Here is a 15,975-nt window from a genome sequence, read left to right on the forward strand (position 1 = left end):
ACCAAGTTCTCCGCGACCCGAGGAGGAGGAAGCCGCGTGTTGACGGGCGAACAGCTGGCCGGGCTCATCGTGGCCATGTTCTGGGCGATACTCGTCTCCTTCCTCGCCTACGTGCTCTTGAAACTCGCCCGGTTGCTGACCGAGGCCACCAAGACCGTCGCCGAGCTCGGCGACCGGACCGCCCCGCTGCTGGACGACATGGCCGGCACCGTGGAGCGGGCCAACGAGCAACTGGACCGGGTCGACGTGATCACCAAGAACATGGGCAGCGTCAGCCAGAACGCCGCCGCGGTCAGCACCACCGTCACCTCGATCGTGGGCGGCCCTCTCGTGAAGGCCGCGGCGTTCTCCTATGGTGTCCGTAAGGCCATCGGTTCCCGTGGCCACGGCAACCAGGACGGCAAGCGATGATCCGGCGGTTGTTCTGGTTGTCGCTGGGCACCGCGTTCGGCGCCTGGTCGGCGTTCCGGCTCAAGCGGGCGGTGCGCGCCGTCCTGCCGGGCAGCCTCGCCCACCAGGCCACCGGGCTCGGCCGGACCGTACGGGGGTTCGCCGGCGACGTCCGCGTCGCGATGAACCACCGCGAGGAAGAACTGCGCGACGCCATGCGCCTCGACGCACACACCGATACTGACAAGGACCTGCACTGATGGAGTCGGCAGAGATCGCCCGCCGTTTTCTCCGCTTCTTCGAGGAGCGCGGCCACACCGTGGTGCCCTCGGCCAGCCTGATCGCCGAGGACCCCACGCTGTTGCTGGTGAACGCGGGCATGGTGCCCTTCAAGCCGTTCTTCCTCGGCCAGCGGACCCCGCCGTACCCCCGGGCCACCAGCGTTCAGAAGTGCATCCGGACCCCGGACATCGACGAGGTCGGCAAGACCACCCGGCACGGCACGTTCTTCCAGATGCTGGGCAACTTCTCCTTCGGGGACTACTTCAAGGAGCAGGCGATCCCATTCGCGTGGGACCTGCTGACCCGGCCGGAGTCCGACGGCGGCTTCGGGTTCCCGGAGGACCGGCTCTGGGCCACCGTCTACCACGACGACGACGAGGCCTTCGAGATCTGGCACAAGAAGGTCGGCGTGCCCGAGGAGCGCATCCAGCGCCGCGGGATGGCCGACAACTTCTGGTCGATGGGCGTGCCCGGCCCCTGCGGTCCCTGCTCGGAGATCTACTACGACCGCGGCCCCGAGTACGGCCGTGAGGGCGGCCCGGTCGCCGACGAGGACCGCTACCTCGAGGTCTGGAACCTCGTCTTCATGCAGTTCGAGCGGGGCCCCGGCGCGGGCAAGGAGGGCTGGCCGATCCTCGGCGAGCTCCCCGCCAAGAACATCGACACCGGCATGGGCCTGGAGCGCATGGCGGCGATCCTCCAGGGCGTCGACAACATCTACGAGATCGACACCATGTGGCGGATCCTCGACCGCGCCGCCGACCTCACCAAGACCAAGTACGGCCGTGACACGCGGGCCGACGTGTCCCTGCGCGTGATCACCGACCACGTGCGCAGCGGCACGATGATGGTCGCCGACGGCGTCGTGCCCTCCAACGAGGGCCGCGGCTACGTCCTGCGGCGCATCCTGCGCCGCAGCATCCGGCACCTGCGGCTGCTCGGCGCCGGCGACGAGCGCTACCTGCACGAGCTCACCGCCGTGGCGATCGACGGGATGGGCGAGACCTACCCGGAGCTGCGCTCCGACGCCGCCCACATCCACACGGTCATCGACGCCGAGGAGCAGTCCTTCCTCACCACGCTCCGCACCGGCACCGCGATCTTCGACGCCTCGGTCGAGGAGACCAAGCGCCGCAAGGAGTCGACGATGTCCGGCGTGCAGGCGTTCACGCTGCACGACACCTACGGCTTCCCGATCGACCTCACGCTGGAGATGGCGGCCGAGCAGGGCCTGTCCGTCGACGAGAACGAGTTCCGGCGCCTGATGGACGAGCAGCGGCAGCGCGCCAAGGCCGACGCCGCCGCGAAGAAGACCGGCAACCTCGACGTGTCCGTGCTGGGCAGCCTCCTCGAGCAGACCGGGTCGGTGGTCTTCACCGGATACGACGCGGTCGCGGGCGAGGCCCGGGTGGTCGGCCTGCTCGTCGGCGGCGCGAGCGTGCCGTCGGCGGGGCAGGGCAGCGAGGTCGAGGTCGTGCTCGACCGCACCCCGTTCTACGCCGAGGGCGGTGGCCAGCTCGCCGACCAGGGCGTCATCCGGTTCGGCAACGGCGCCGAGGTCGAGGTCCTCGACGTCCAGTCGCCGCTGTCCGGTCTGGTCGTGCACCGCGGCCGGGTCCGCAGCGGCGAGGCGCAGGCGGGCGACACCGCGTACGCCGAGATCGACGTGGAGCGGCGCCGGGCGATCTCCCGGTCGCACACCGCCACGCACATGGTGCACCGCGGGTTCCGCAACGCGCTCGGCGAGTCCGCCGCCCAGGCCGGTTCGGAGAACTCCCCGGGCCGCTTCCGGTTCGACTTCACCGCCTCGGGCGCCGTTCCGCTCAGCGTCCTGCGCGACGTCGAGGACGAGGTCAACGCCATCCTCATCGACGACCTCGGTGTGCACGCCTCGGTGCACCCGATCGACGAGGCCCGCAAGATGGGCGCGCTCGCCCTCTTCGGCGAGAAGTACGGCTCCGAGGTGCGCGTCGTCGAGATCGGCGAGTACTCCCGCGAGCTGTGCGGCGGCACGCACGTCGCGCGCTCCGGCCAGCTCGGCCTGATCAAGGTGCTCGGCGAGCAGTCGATCGGCGCGGGCGTGCGCCGGGTCGAGGCGCTGGTCGGCATCGACGCCTTCCGGTACCTCGCCAAGGAGAGCGTGCTCGTCGCACAGCTGTCCGAGCAGCTCAAGACTCGGCGCGAGGAGCTCCCGGAGCGGATCTCCGGAGTGGTCACCCGGCTGCGCGAGGCCGAGAAGGAGCTGGAGAAGGTCCGGTCGCAGCAGGTCCTGCAGGTCGCCGGTGAGCTCGCGGGCGGTGCGGAGGACATCGGCGGCGTCGGCTTCGTCGCCCACCGCGTGCCCGACGGCACCAGCGCCGACGACCTGCGGCGGCTTGCGATGGACGTCCGCGGCCGCATGCCCGGCCGGCCGGCCGTCGTGATCATCGCGGGGGTTCCCAAGGACCGTCCCGTGATCGTCGTCGCGACCAGCGATGAGGCCCGCGCCCGCGGCCTGCGCGCGGGCGCGCTCGTCGGCGTCGCCGCGAAGGTCCTCGGCGGCGGCGGGGGCGGCAAGGACGACCTGGCGCAGGGCGGTGGCGCGAACCCGGGCGCCATCGACGAGGCCCTGGGCGCCGTCCGCCGGACCGTGGCGGCCACGTGAGACAAGGCGTGCGCATCGGCGTCGATGCGGGCAGCGTCCGCATCGGCGTCGCGCGTAGCGATCCCGGCGGCATCCTGGCCTCCCCCCTGGAGACCGTGCGGGCCGGGAAAGGCGACATCGACCGGATCGTTCGGATCGTCGCCGAGAACGACGCGATCGAGGTGATCGTCGGGCTGCCGACCTCCCTCTCCGGGCGAGAGGGACCGGCGGCCGCGACGGCCCGCCGGTTCGCGGAGAAGATCGCACGGCTCCTGGATCCCGAGACGGTACGGCTGTTCGATGAGAGACTCACCACCGTGACAGCCGAAAGTGGCCTCCGGGACAAGGGAGTGCGCGGGCAGGCACGGCGGAAGGTCGTCGACCAGGCGGCGGCCGCGGTGCTGCTCCAGGCGGCGCTCGAGGCCGAGCGCTTGACGGGCCGCCCCCCTGGGGAGACTGTCCAGGGGGACTCATGAGCGACGCAGATCTTGATTTCTTGCGCCAACTCTCCGAGCGCCAGCAGCAGCGCCCGGAGCCTCCGGGCGGTGCGTCCCGGGCCGGCCGGGGAGGCCGGGGGCGGCGCCGCAAGAAGAGCCGCAAGGGCCGCAGGCTGGCGCCGTTCATCGCGCTGGCCTTCCTCCTCGTGGTCGTGTGCGGTGGCGGCTACGTCGGGCTGACCACGATCAACGGCATGCTCAACCCGCCCGACTACAAGGGCGAGGGCAGCGGCAGCGTCACCGTCTGGATCCATGAGGGCGACTCGGTCGCCCTCATGGCGAACCGGCTCAAGGACGCGGGGGTCGTCAAGTCGGTCGACGCGTTCATCAAGCTCGCGACCAAGGACACCAGGGCGACGAGCATCCAGCCGGGCTACTACCACCTGCGCCGGCAGATGTCGGTGAAGTCGGCGCTCGACCTCCTGCTCAGCGACGCCTCCCGGGCCGGTCGCCTCACGATCCCCGAGGGCAAGCGGGTCGTCCAGATCCTGCCGCTGCTGGCCAGCAAGACCCACATCCCGCTGAAGGACTTCCAGAAGGCCGCGAAACACCCCGAGAAGCTCGGCCTGCCGTCGTACGCCAAGGGCAGGCTCGAGGGCTACCTCTACCCCTTCACGTACGACCCGGACCCGAAGGCCACCGCGACGCAGGTGCTGCGCTCGATGGTCGACCAGTTCAAGAAGGTCGCTGCCAACGTCGACCTGGAGGCCAAGGCCCGGGATCTGGGCATGTCGCCCGGCGAGGTCGTGACGATCGCCAGCCTCGTCCAGGCCGAGAGCGGCCGGGCGGAGGACATGCCGAAGGTCGCCCGGGTCATCGACAACCGCATCCACAGTCCTCAGCCGTGGATGCGCAAGCTGCAGTTCGACAGCACCGTCATGTACGCCCTGGGCAAGTACAACACCGTGGCCACTCTCGCGGAGACCAAGACGCAGAGCCCGTACAACACCTACGTGGTCAGCGGCCTGCCGCCCGGCCCGATCGACAACCCGGGCGAGGTGGCGCTCAAGGCCGCGCTCGAACCCGAGAAGGGCGACTGGCTCTACTTCGTGGCCCCCGACCCGAAGAACAAGATCACGAAGTTCACGTCCAGCTACTCCGAGTTCCAGAAGCTGAAGCAGGAACTCGCGCGTAACACGGGGCACGGATGACGCACGCCGCGGTCCTCGGATCGCCGATCGCGCACTCGCTGTCACCGGCGCTGCACCGTGCCGCGTACGCCGCGCTCGGCCTCGACTGGACCTACGAGGCCGTCGAGTGCCGCGAGAGGGATCTGCCCGGCCTGCTGGAGCGGCCGTGGGCGGGCCTGTCGCTCACGATGCCGCTGAAGCGGGCCGTGCTGCCCCTCCTCGACGAGGTGTCGGGGCTGGCGCGCGCGGTGGGCGGCGCGAACACCGTGGTCTTCCAGGGCGGGCGCCGGCTCGGTTTCAACACCGACGTGTACGGCATGGTCACCGCGTTGACCGAGGCCGGAGTGCGGTCGCCCGGGTCGGCGGCCGTGCTCGGCGGCGGGGCGACCGCGTGCTCCGCCCTGGCGGCGCTGCGCGACCTCGGACTGTCGAAGGCCGTGGTCGTCGTACGGAGCCCGGGCCGCGCCGCCGAGGCCGTGTCGGCGGCCGACCGGCTGGGCGTCTCGGTGACGGTGCAGACGTTCGCCGACGCGATGCCGCACGCCGACCTCATCATCTCCACCCTGCCGGCCCACGCCGCCGACCCGTACGCCATGGCCATCGCCGGGGCCACCGACGTCCTCTTCGACGTCGTGTACGCGCCCTGGCCGACGGCCGCCGCCGAGGCCGTCGGCGGGCGCGGCGGCATCCTCGTGGGCGGGCTGCCCATGCTGGTGCACCAGGCCGCCCGCCAGGTGGAGCTCATGACCGGGCACGCCCCCGCACCCGTCGAGGCGATGCGCGCCGCGGTCTCCTGACACGCCGCCGCGCCGCGCCCTCGGCGACGCATGGGCGGACGGCGGGACGAAGCGCCCGTCCGGCTGCATCATCATGGGAGGGTGCTCGCCGACGTCGTTCCGTACCTCCGCTGCCCGCTGTGCGCGGGTGACCTCGCCGTCGCGGGAGCGGCCCTGCGCTGCTCCGAGGGGCACGCGTTCGACATCGCCCGGCAGGGCTACGCCAACCTGCTGACCGGCAAGGCCCACCTGGGCACCGCCGACACCCCGGAGATGGTCGCGGCGCGCGCGGACTTCCTCGGCGGCGGCCACTTCGCCCCGCTCACCGAGCTGATCGCCGAACGCGCGGCCGCGCTCGACCCGGGGGAGGGGTGCGTGCTGGACGCCGGCGCGGGCACGGGCCACTACCTCGCGGCCGTCCTCGACCGGCTGCCGGGGCGGCCCGGCATCGCGCTGGACATCTCCAAGCACGCCCTGCGCCGGGCCGCGAAGGCGCATCCGCGGATCGGCGCCCTCGTGTGGGACGTCTGGCGGCCCTTTCCCGTCCGTACGGGCACGGTGTCGGTCCTCATCGATGTCTTCGCGCCGCGGAACGGCGCGGAATTCCACCGCGTGCTCCGGCCCGGCGGGACGCTGATCGTGGTCACGCCGGCCGCGCATCACCTGGGGGAGGTGATCGGGCCGCTCGGCCTGATCTCCGTGGACGAGCGGAAGGCGGACCGCGTTTCCGACTCGGTGGGTGAGCGGTTCGCCCCTGCGGGAACGTGGGCGCTGGAGGTTCCGCTGTCCCTCACCCACGCCGAGGTCCGGTCGCTCGTCGCCATGGGTCCGAGCGCCCGGCACGCCGATCCCGGCGCGTTGCGGGCCGCGATCGACGCCCTTCCGCAGCCGATCAAGGTCACCGCGGCCTTCGAGGTGCGCGCTTTCGGCGTACTGTAGACACGCGCTTTCGACGAACGGCCGGAAAGCTGGTACCTTTGACTTTTGACTGGCCTGGCGTTCACGCGTCGGGCGCGCAAGCGGAGGTCACCTCCCACCTGATCGGCCGCGCTCCCTCGGGAGTCGAGAGGCTGATGGGTCCCGGTCAGGCACGCTGTCGGCGTGCCCACCTCGTCGGCTTCGGCCGCCGGGGCGTCCGGTGGTGGCCCTGCATGCGAGTCGTGCGGGGCTTTTTCGTTTGAAAGGGCCCGGGGCATGGCCGGTCAGGACAGCTCGAAAGCCCCAAGGAGGTCCCATCAGCGCCGAACCGCGTATCAACGAGCGCATTCGCGTGCCCGAGGTCCGGCTCGTCGGTCCGAACGGCGAACAGGTCGGCATCGTGCCGATCGCCAAGGCACTCGACCTTGCCCGGGAGTCCGACCTTGACCTCGTCGAGGTCGCCCCGACCGCGAGGCCGCCCGTGGCCAAGCTCATGGACTACGGAAAGTTCAAGTACGAGTCCGCGATGAAGGCCCGCGATGCGCGACGTAACCAGGCGCACACGGTCATCAAGGAGATCAAACTCCGGCCGAAGATCGATCCGCACGACTACGGCACCAAGAAGGGCCACGTCGAGCGGTTCCTCAAGGCAGGTGACAAGGTCAAGGTCACGATCATGTTCCGTGGCCGCGAGCAGTCCCGACCGGAGCTGGGCTTCCGGCTGCTGCAGCGGCTGGCGGAGGACGTCGAGGAGCTCGGCTTCGTCGAGTCGCGGCCCAAGCAGGACGGCCGCAACATGATCATGGTCCTCGGGCCGCACAAGAAGAAGAGCGAGGCCAAAGCCGAAGGTCCGCGCGCGACCGGCAGTCGGGCGCGGCGGCAGGAGGAGCAGGAGCACGGTTCCCCGGCCTGACCGGGCCCTGCTCCGCCACGACCCTGCTCACTGAGCGGGGTCGTCTCGCGATGAGGTACGCACACCGCGCCTCCCCGGCGTCCGGCACTCCCTGAGGAGTCGCCGTGCGCCCGGAACGAGGTGCACGGACATAGGGAGACGTCGGCGACCATGCCGAAGATGAAGACGCACAGTGGTGCCAAGAAGCGTTTCAAGAAGACGGGCACCGGCAAGGTCATGCGCCGCCGCGCCAACCGTAACCACCTCCTCGAGCACAAGCCGACCAAGCGCACGCGCCGGCTCGACGGAGCGGTCGTCCTGTCGAAGAGCGACGAGAAGAAGATCAAGAAGCTGCTCGGCGACTGAGCCCGGCACCACCTGATCGCCGGGCTCCGGCACCCATGCGGTGCCGAGAGTCCCGTTAGTCGAACGACCGGCCGGCCTAAAAGGCACGGCCTCCACGAAGGAGTTTCAAGACGTGGCACGCGTGAAGCGGGCGGTCAACGCCGCCAAGAAGCGTCGGGTCGTCCTCGAGCGGGCGAGTGGCTACCGTGGCCAGCGGTCGAGGCTGTACCGCAAGGCCAAGGAGCAGCAGCTCCACTCGATGACGTACGCCTTCCGTGACCGGAAGGACCGCAAGGGCCAGTTCCGTCGCCTGTGGATCCAGCGGATCAACGCGGCGGCCCGCGCGAACGGCATGACGTACAACCGGTTCATCCAGGGTCTGCGCGAGGCCGGCGTCGAGGTCGACCGGCGCATGCTCGCCGAGCTCGCGGTCAACGACGCCGCGGCGTTCACGGTCCTGGTCGAGACGGCCAAGAAGGCGCTGCCCGCCGAGGGCAGCGCGGCCGCCTGACGGTATAGATAACGACGCTGATGGCGGGCCGCGAGCTGACCTCTACTCGATCACCACGGGTGAAGGCGGCTCGTCGGCTCGCCAAACGCGCGTTCCGCCGCCGCGAGCGGCGGTTTCTCGCCGAGGGCCCCCAGGCGGTACGCGAGGCCCTCGCGCTCGACGGCGTCCTCACCGAGCTGTTCACCACGGCCGAGGCGGAGATCCGCCACCACGACCTGATCGCTCAGGCCGAGCGGTCCGGGGTTCCGACCTCCCGGGTGAGCGGCGAGGTCATGGCCGAGCTCGCGCAGACGGTCACCCCACAGGGGCTCCTCGCCGTCTGCGCGTTCGTGGACGTCGACCTGCGAGCGGCGCTCGAGCCGCGGCCGCGCCTCGTCACCGTGCTGGCGCACGTGCGGGATCCGGGGAACGCCGGCACCGTGCTGCGCACCGCCGACGCCGCGGGGTCCGACTCGGTGATCTTCACGGACGCGTCCGTCGATCCGTACAACGGCAAGTGCGTCCGTGCGTCGGCGGGCAGCCTGTTCCATCTGCCGGTCGTGGTCGGGCCACGGTTCGACGCCCTCATCCCGGCCCTGAAGGAGTCCGGCCTGACGGTCCTGGCCGCCGACGGCGCGGGGAAGTGCTCCCTGGACGCCGCGCTGGACAAGGGAACCCTCAGCGGCCCGACCGCCTGGGTGTTCGGCAACGAGGCGTGGGGCCTGCCGGACGAGATCCTGGACGCGGTCGACGAGGTCGTACGCGTCCCGATCTACGGCGGCGCCGAGAGCCTCAACCTCGCCACCGCCGCCGCCGTGTGCCTGTACGCCTCGGCCCGCGCCCAGCGGGCCGGCGAGCCCTCCTGACGCCGCGATCCTCAGCGAAGGGCCAGGGTGAGGGCCACCCCGAGCCCGAACGTGACGACGACGGCCCGTAGGACCCCCGGAGACAGGCGGCGGGCCACGCGGGCGCCGAAGAAGCCGCCGACCAGACTGGTCACCGCCATGATCGCGACGGCCGGCCAGCGCACCGGGCCGAACAGCGCGAAGGCGATGAGGGCCACCGTGTTGATCACCAGGGACAGCACCGCGCGAACGGCGTTGAGCCGCTGCAGGTGGTCGTGCACGAAGACGCCGAGCAGGCCGAGCAGCATGACGCCGAGCCCGGCGCCGAAGTACGCGCCGTAGGCGCCTCCGACCAGGACGCCGCCGTGCAGCATCATCCGGTGTCCGGTCCCGGTGAGGCGTTGCGCGGCGTCGAGGCGGCGCTTCAGCCACGGCTGCGCCGCGAGGAGGAGGCTGGCCAGCGCGACCAGCACCGGCACGAGCGCGGCGAAGACGCCCGCCGGGGTGAGCAGGAGCAGGACACAGCCGGCCACGGCGCCGAGCACGCCGGTCACGCTCAACGCCGTGGCGCGTCCCCACCGGCCCGCCAGTTCGGCGCGGTAGCCCGCGACACCGCCGACATAGCCCGGCCACAGCGCGACCGTGTTGGTCACGTTCGCCGTGAGGTTCGGACAGCCCACGGCCAGCAGGGCGGGGAACGAGATCAGCGACCCACCGCCGGCGATCGCGTTGACCCCGCCGGCCGCCACGCCGGCCGCGCCGAGCAGCCCCATGTCGAGGAGGTCCAAGTCCGGCTCCTTCCGGCGGCGCCGGGCCGTGGCCCGTCGCGGACGGCCCCGTCGCGGTCGCGGAGAGTGAGTGGCGTCGATCGAGACTGTAGCCGGGGCCGCACTCCCGCCGTCACCCGGCCGACAGGGCGAGCCCGGCGGTTGGGGACGCCTCACATGATCGGGGGCGTGGGCGGACGTTCGATACCGAACGCAACAGGGACGTCTTCTCGCTGTAACAAATCAGCGACCCGATTCGTTCATTGGACGAAAAGGCGACATGATCGGTGGTGTCGATTCCGCCGCGCCGGATCGGTCGACCGGCCCGCAGCCGGTTCCGCTTCCCGGTGCCCGTCGCGGTGTCGACGTGGATTCCGATGAACGGGGCAAAAGGGTTGGAAACGAACATAAGAGGCATTCCACTGCCTCGCCGTCGCGCGGCGGCGGGGTGCGAGAGAGGCCCGGGCAGGTCTCCGCTGGCGCGCGGGGGCGCCCACCGGTGCCAGGCGCAGGCCGGGCGCGCGATGGCGGCCCGGGTGGTCCGGCGCAACGGCGCCGCGGCGGTCGTGGCGATCGGCGGCGAGATCGACGTGCAGACGGCGGGGCGGCTGCGCGCGGATCTCCTGGAGCTCATCGACGGCGGGCACATCAACCTCGTCGCCGACTTCGACGCCGTCCGCTTCTGCGACGCCGCCGGGCTCGGCGCGCTGGTCGCCGTGGGCAACCGGCTGCGGGAGAAGGGCGGCACGCTCCGCCTGGCGCGGGTGCGGCCGGCACAGCGGAGGATTCTGCGAATCACTCGGCTCGACGAGTTGTTCCCGACGTATGACACGGTCGATGAGGCGTTCGGTAACTGACATCTGGGCGACATGTCAGGAACATCCGTAATTAACGACACTGGCGTGGCGGTATTTACGTCGTCCGCACTAGAGTCAGGCCAGCACTGTCAATATGGAGCCGGGGGAGGTGGCCGCGGTCGTGGGCGGACCGGTTCCGCGCGACGTTGAACCCTCCGCCGGGCAGACGGCGCAGCGGGGAGTCTCTTCCGAGCAGCGCGAGGTCTCTCCCGAGCGGTGGGACATCGCTCCCGACTCGCTGCCCGACGGGCTCGTCGTGGCCGACGCCGATCGGCGGGTCGTGGTCTTCAACCGGGCGGCGGCCCGGCTGGCCGGCATCGCGCCGGCCGCGGCCCTCGGCCGCGACTTCGCCGACGTGCTGCCGCTGCGCGACGCCGACGGCCGCGACTGGTGGAAGTGCCTCGACCCGTACGGCGGCCTGGCCACCCGCACCCGTCACCCGGAGCGGCCGCTGTACCTCGGCGACGGGCCGGAACTGCTGGTCACCGCCTCCTACGACCGGGAGGCGGACGGCACCGTCCGCCGGTTCACGATCGCCCTGCGGGACGCGGCCGAGCGCGCCCGCCACGAGCGCGGGCGGGCCGACCTCGTCTCCACCGTCGCCCACGAGCTGCGGTCCCCGCTGACGAGCGTCAAGGGCTTCACCGCCACCCTGCTGGCCAAGTGGCACCGGTTCAACGACGACCAGAAGCGGGTCATGCTCGAGACGGTCAACGCCGACGCCGACCGGGTGACCCGGCTGATCACCGAGCTGCTGGACGTCTCGCGCATCGAGGCGGGCCGCCTGGAGATGCGCCGCCAGGTCGTCGACGTCGTCGAGGAGGCCCGCAAGATCATCGCCGGCCGGGTCGCGGCGGGCGACCCGGCGGACCGCTTCAAGCTCGACGTCCGGGGCGAGCTGCCGGAGATGTGGCTCGACCCGGACAAGATCGACCAGATCATCGGCAATCTCGTGGAGAACGCCCTGCGGCACGGGGCTGGTACCGTAACGATCGTGGTGGAGCCGGACGCGAGTACGCGTGGAGCCGTCGTCGCCGTGCGCGACGAGGGTGAGGGCATCCCGCCGGAGGCGGCCCAGCGCGTCTTCCGCCAGTTCTGGCGCGGCCACGGCCAGCCCCGTGGTGGCACGGGCCTCGGTCTCTACATCGTCAAGGGCCTCGTCGAGGCGCACGGTGGCACGATCTCGGTACGGCGCGCCCCGGGTGGCGGCGCCGAGTTCCGATTTAGTCTGCCCGCCGGGGCTCCAGACTTCGCCTGAGAGCGCCGCGGGCTTCCCGAGCGGCCCGTCCCATCATGATCTGATGGCCGCGTCACGGGCCGCAGGCCATGCGCCGACTAGACTCGTTCGCCGTTCCGCCATTGCTGGAGTAACTGACACTCATGTCCGCACCCAATAAGTCCTATGACCCCGTCGAGGTCACCGCGCTCCATCCGGACGAGGTGGCCCGCGCGCGCGACGAGGCGCTCGCCGCGATCCAGGCCGCCGCGAGCCTCGACGAGCTGAAGCAGGTCCGCCTCGCCCACGCCGGCGACCGCTCGCCGCTCGCGCTCGCCAACCGGGAGATCGGCGCCCTGCCGCCGCACGCCAAGGCCGAGGCGGGCAAGCGCGTCGGCACGGCCCGCCGTGAGGTCTCCGAGGCGCTCAAGACGCGCCAGGCCGAGCTGGAGGAGGAGCGCGACCAGCGCGTCCTCGTCGAGGAGGCCGTCGACGTCACCCTCCGGCTCGACCGCGCGCCGCGCGGCGCCCGGCACCCGGTGACGACCATCGCCGAGCGCATGGCCGACGTCTTCGTCTCCATGGGCTTCGAGCTGGCCGAGGGCCCCGAGGTCGAGGCCGAGTGGTTCAACTTCGACGCGCTGAACTTCCCGCCCGCCCACCCGGCGCGCGAGATGCAGGACACCTTCTTCGTCGAGTCCGAGGACTCCGGGCTGGTCCTGCGCACCCACACCTCGCCGGTGCAGATCCGCGCCCTGCTGACGCGTGAGCTGCCCGTCTACGTCGTGTGCACCGGTCGTACCTTCCGCACCGACGAGCTCGACGCGACACACAGCCCCGTCTTCCACCAGATGGAGGGCCTCGTCGTCGACGAGGGCATCACGATGGCCGACCTGCGCGGCGCGATCGGCGCGTTCGTCACCGGCATGTTCGGCGCGGGCCTGAAGACCCGGTTCCGCCCGTACTACTTCCCGTTCACCGAGCCGTCCGCCGAGGTGGACATGCAGTGCTTCGTCTGCCGCGGCGCCTCGGCCGAGCCGGGCGGCGAGCCGTGCCGCACCTGCCGGTCCGAGGGCTGGATCGAGCTGGGCGGCTGCGGCATGGTCAACCCGCGGGTGCTGGTCGCCGCCGGGGTCGACCCGGAGCGGTACAGCGGCTGGGCGTTCGGCCTCGGTGTCGAGCGCACGCTCATGTTCCGGCACGGTGTCGAGGACATGCACGACATGTTCGAGGGTGACGTGCGCTTCACCCAGGCGTTCGGGATGGAGATCTGATGCGCGTCCCTGTTTCGTGGCTGCGGGAGTACGCCCAGCTGCCCGCCGAGGTCACCGCCCGCGACATCGCCCAGAAGCTGATCGCGGCCGGTCTGGAGGTCGAGTCGGTCGAGGCCGTCGGACACGACGTGTCCGGCGTGGTCACCGGTCAGGTCCTGGAGATCGAGGAGCTGACCGGCTTCAAGAAGCCGATCCGGTTCTGTCAGGTCGACGTCGGCGAAGCGGAGCCGCGCGGCATCGTCTGCGGGGCGACCAACTTCACCGTCGGCGACCGGGTCCCGGCCTCGCTGCCCGGGGCCGTCCTGCCCGGCGGCTTCAAGATCGCCGCGCGTAAGACGTACGGCCGGGTCTCCGACGGCATGATCTGCTCGGAGGCCGAGCTCGGCCTGGCCGAGAGCAGCCCCGGCATCCTCGTGCTGCCGCCGGACACACCGCTCGGGGCGGACTTCGTCGAGCTGGTCGGGCTGCGCGACGAGGTGCTCGACATCGCGATCACTCCCGACCGGGGCTACACCGCGTCGATTCGCGGCATCGCGCGGGAGGCGGCGACGGCGTTCGGCGTGCCGTTCCGTGACCCGGCCGACGTCGAGATCCCGGCCGAGACCGGCGAGTCGTACCCGGCGAGCATCGCCGACCCGACCGGCTGTGACCGCTTCGTGCTGCGGGAGGTGCGCGGCTTCGCGCCGGACACGCCGTCGCCGCTGTGGATGCGGGTCCGGCTGGCCCGCGCCGGGATGCGCTCGGTCTCCCTGGCCGTCGACGTCACCAACTACCTCATGCTGGAGCTCGGGCAGCCGCTGCACGCCTTCGACCGGACCAAGCTGACCGGCCCGATCGTCGTACGCCGCGCGGAGCCCGGCGAGCGACTGGAGACCCTCGATCACGTCGTACGGGACCTGCACCCCGACGACATCCTGATCACCGACGGGTCGGGTCCGCTCTCGCTGGCGGGCACGATGGGCGGCCTGAACACCGAGATCGACGAGAAGTCGACCGACATGGTGATCGAGGGCGCGCACTTCGCGGCGAGCGACCTGGCGCGCCAGGGCCGCCGGCACAAGCTCAAGAGCGAGGCGCTGTACCGCTTCGAGCGCGGTGTCGACCGGGAGCTGCCGCTCGTGGCGACCTACCGGGCCGTGCGGATGCTGGCCGAGCTCGGCGGCGCGGAGATCCTTCCGGGGGTCACGCACGCCGAGGCGCCGGCGGAGACCGTCACGATCACGATCCCGGCGAACCACCCGGACCGCGTCGCGGGCGTGACCTACGGCCACGACACGGTCGTCAGGCGGCTCCGCGACGTCGGCTGCGAGGTCACCGGCGAGGACGTCCTGACCGTGACCCCGCCGTCCTGGCGGCCGGACCTGTGCGACCCGAACGACCTCGCCGAAGAGGTCATCCGGCTCGAGGGGTACGAGAACATCCCGGCCCGCGCGCCGCGCTCGGTGGCCGGCCGTGGTCTCACCCCGGCGCAGCGGCTGCGCCGCCGTGTCGGCCGGGCCCTGGCCGCCGCCGGATACCACGAGGTGATCAACTACCCGTTCGTGTCCGCGGCAGACTCGGACGCCCTGCAACTGCCCGCCGACGACGCCCGCCGGCGCGCGCTGCGGCTGGCCAACCCGCTGACCGAGGAAGAGCCGTTCCTGCGGACGACGCTGCTGCCGGCGCTGCTGCGCTCGCTGCACCGCAACCTCGGGCGCGGCTTCTCCGACGTCGCCCTGTTCGAGACGGGCCTGGTGTACCGGCCTCGCCCGGACGCCCCGACGCCGCCCCGGCCGCCGGTCGACCGGGCCCCCACCGCCGAGGAGCTCGCCGCGATCGAGGCGGCACTGCCCGACCAGCCGTTCCGGGTGGCCGTCGTCCTGGCCGGACAGCGTGAGCCGGCCGGCTGGTGGGGCGAGGGCCGCCCGGCGACCTGGGCCGACGCCATCGAGGCCGCCCGGATCGTCGCGGCCGAGGCGGGCGTCGAGCTGGAGGTCAAGGCGGACCAGCACGCCCCCTGGCACCCCGGACGCTGTGCCGCGCTGTTCGCCGACGGGACGCTCGTCGGCCACGCGGGGGAGCTGCACCCCCGGGTGACCAAGGCGTTCGACCTGCCGGCGCGCGCCTGTGCGATGGAACTCGACCTGAGCCGGCTCGAGTCGAAGGCGGTCGGCACGGTGCTCGCGCCGCACATCGCGACCTATCCGGTGGCCACGCAGGACATCGCGCTCACGGTTGCCCATGACGTCCCCGCCGCCGAGGTGGAGACGGCCCTGCGGGCGGGCATCGAGACGCACGGCGCCGCGGAGCTGCTGGAGTCGATCCGGCTGTTCGACGTCTACACGGGGGAGCAGGTCGGCGAGGGCAACAAGTCGCTCGCCTACACGCTCCGCTTCCGCGCGCCCGACCGTACCCTCACCGCCGAGGAGACCACCGCCGCCCGGGACGCCGCCGTGGCCGCGGCGGCCGAGCGGGTCGGCGCCGTCCTGCGGGGCGCCTGAGGAGGGCCTGCCGCGAAGTCCTCGTCCGCAGGACTTCGCGACGGGCCCCAGGTCCGCGGCGGGGGGGGGGGCCCCGGGGCCCCGCGCCCCCCCCGCGGCGCCGTCCGCACCGCCCCCGGCGCGCGGCGGCCCGGCGCCCCCCGCCCCCCCCCGCCGAGCGGATCGACTCCGTCCTCGCGGGGATCGCGGTGGC

Annotated in this window: 16 protein-coding genes; 15 read left to right on the forward strand and 1 reads right to left on the reverse strand. The window is 72.0% G+C overall.

The features are described 5' to 3' along the window. Positions 1-36: 36 nt before the first annotated feature. The 11 genes from AB0L00_RS41365 (at position 37) to AB0L00_RS41415 (ending at position 9,209) form a co-directional block, all read left to right on the forward strand. Positions 37-411 carry a DUF948 domain-containing protein gene (locus AB0L00_RS41365; protein ID WP_252799986.1) on the forward strand — a complete coding sequence of 125 codons (375 nt, stop codon included), beginning with the start codon at positions 37-39 and terminating at the stop codon, positions 409-411. Further along, positions 408-650, forward strand: a complete 243-nt coding sequence (locus AB0L00_RS41370) for a hypothetical protein (RefSeq protein WP_345356324.1) — start codon at positions 408-410, stop codon at positions 648-650. Before AB0L00_RS41365 ends, AB0L00_RS41370 begins: the two co-directional genes overlap by 4 nt. Beyond that, a complete protein-coding gene (gene alaS, locus AB0L00_RS41375) occupies positions 650-3,316 on the forward strand; it encodes an alanine--tRNA ligase (RefSeq protein ID WP_364443161.1) in 2,667 nt (888 codons plus the stop codon). The genes AB0L00_RS41370 and alaS overlap by 1 nt, the downstream gene beginning before the upstream one ends. Then, positions 3,313-3,771, forward strand: a complete 459-nt coding sequence (ruvX, locus tag AB0L00_RS41380; RefSeq protein WP_345356318.1) for a Holliday junction resolvase RuvX — start codon at positions 3,313-3,315, stop codon at positions 3,769-3,771. The genes alaS and ruvX overlap by 4 nt, the downstream gene beginning before the upstream one ends. Further along, a complete protein-coding gene (gene mltG, locus AB0L00_RS41385; protein WP_364443162.1) occupies positions 3,768-4,943 on the forward strand; it encodes an endolytic transglycosylase MltG in 1,176 nt (391 codons plus the stop codon). The genes ruvX and mltG overlap by 4 nt, the downstream gene beginning before the upstream one ends. Beyond that, positions 4,940-5,719, forward strand: a complete 780-nt coding sequence (locus AB0L00_RS41390) for a shikimate dehydrogenase (protein WP_364443163.1) — start codon at positions 4,940-4,942, stop codon at positions 5,717-5,719. The genes mltG and AB0L00_RS41390 overlap by 4 nt, the downstream gene beginning before the upstream one ends. Before the next feature lie 81 nt (positions 5,720-5,800). Beyond that, a complete protein-coding gene (locus AB0L00_RS41395; RefSeq protein ID WP_364443164.1) occupies positions 5,801-6,637 on the forward strand; it encodes a putative RNA methyltransferase in 837 nt (278 codons plus the stop codon). Positions 6,638-6,875: 238 nt separating this feature from the next. After that, the gene (gene infC / locus AB0L00_RS41400; protein ID WP_345356306.1) at positions 6,876-7,529 is read left to right on the forward strand and encodes a translation initiation factor IF-3; all 654 of its coding nucleotides are present in this window, start codon (positions 6,876-6,878) and stop codon (positions 7,527-7,529) included. A 150-nt stretch (positions 7,530-7,679) separates the two neighbouring features. Continuing rightward, positions 7,680-7,874 carry a 50S ribosomal protein L35 gene (gene rpmI / locus AB0L00_RS41405; protein ID WP_252783340.1) on the forward strand — a complete coding sequence of 65 codons (195 nt, stop codon included), beginning with the start codon at positions 7,680-7,682 and terminating at the stop codon, positions 7,872-7,874. Between the two features lie 112 nt (positions 7,875-7,986). After that, the gene (rplT, locus tag AB0L00_RS41410; RefSeq protein ID WP_345356301.1) at positions 7,987-8,364 is read left to right on the forward strand and encodes a 50S ribosomal protein L20; all 378 of its coding nucleotides are present in this window, start codon (positions 7,987-7,989) and stop codon (positions 8,362-8,364) included. 20 nt (positions 8,365-8,384) lie between these two features. Beyond that, positions 8,385-9,209: an RNA methyltransferase gene (locus tag AB0L00_RS41415; RefSeq protein ID WP_364443165.1), complete on the forward strand. Its 825-nt coding sequence runs from the start codon at positions 8,385-8,387 to the stop codon at positions 9,207-9,209. Between the two features lie 11 nt (positions 9,210-9,220). On the opposite strand, the gene AB0L00_RS41420 is transcribed toward AB0L00_RS41415, so the two are convergent. Further along, positions 9,221-9,976: a sulfite exporter TauE/SafE family protein gene (locus AB0L00_RS41420; RefSeq protein ID WP_364443166.1), complete on the reverse strand. Its 756-nt coding sequence runs from the start codon at positions 9,974-9,976 to the stop codon at positions 9,221-9,223. 515 nt (positions 9,977-10,491) lie between these two features. On the opposite strand from AB0L00_RS41420, the gene AB0L00_RS41425 reads away from it, so the two are divergent. The 4 genes from AB0L00_RS41425 (at position 10,492) to pheT (ending at position 15,782) form a co-directional block, all read left to right on the forward strand. Beyond that, positions 10,492-10,812 carry an STAS domain-containing protein gene (locus AB0L00_RS41425; protein ID WP_364443168.1) on the forward strand — a complete coding sequence of 107 codons (321 nt, stop codon included), beginning with the start codon at positions 10,492-10,494 and terminating at the stop codon, positions 10,810-10,812. A gap of 109 nt (positions 10,813-10,921) precedes the next feature. Next, positions 10,922-12,070, forward strand: a complete 1,149-nt coding sequence (locus AB0L00_RS41430; RefSeq protein ID WP_364443169.1) for a HAMP domain-containing sensor histidine kinase — start codon at positions 10,922-10,924, stop codon at positions 12,068-12,070. A 122-nt stretch (positions 12,071-12,192) separates the two neighbouring features. Further along, positions 12,193-13,302, forward strand: coding sequence for a phenylalanine--tRNA ligase subunit alpha (pheS, locus tag AB0L00_RS41435; protein WP_345356284.1), 1,110 nt, complete (start codon positions 12,193-12,195; stop codon positions 13,300-13,302). Continuing rightward, entirely contained in the window at positions 13,302-15,782 is a 2,481-nt protein-coding gene (pheT, locus tag AB0L00_RS41440; protein WP_364443170.1) for a phenylalanine--tRNA ligase subunit beta, read from the forward strand. Before pheS ends, pheT begins: the two co-directional genes overlap by 1 nt. Positions 15,783-15,975: the final 193 nt, after the last annotated feature.

It is taken from the genome of Actinoallomurus sp. NPDC052308, assembly GCF_040679195.1.
GTDB lineage: Bacteria > Actinomycetota > Actinomycetes > Streptosporangiales > Streptosporangiaceae > Actinoallomurus > Actinoallomurus liliacearum.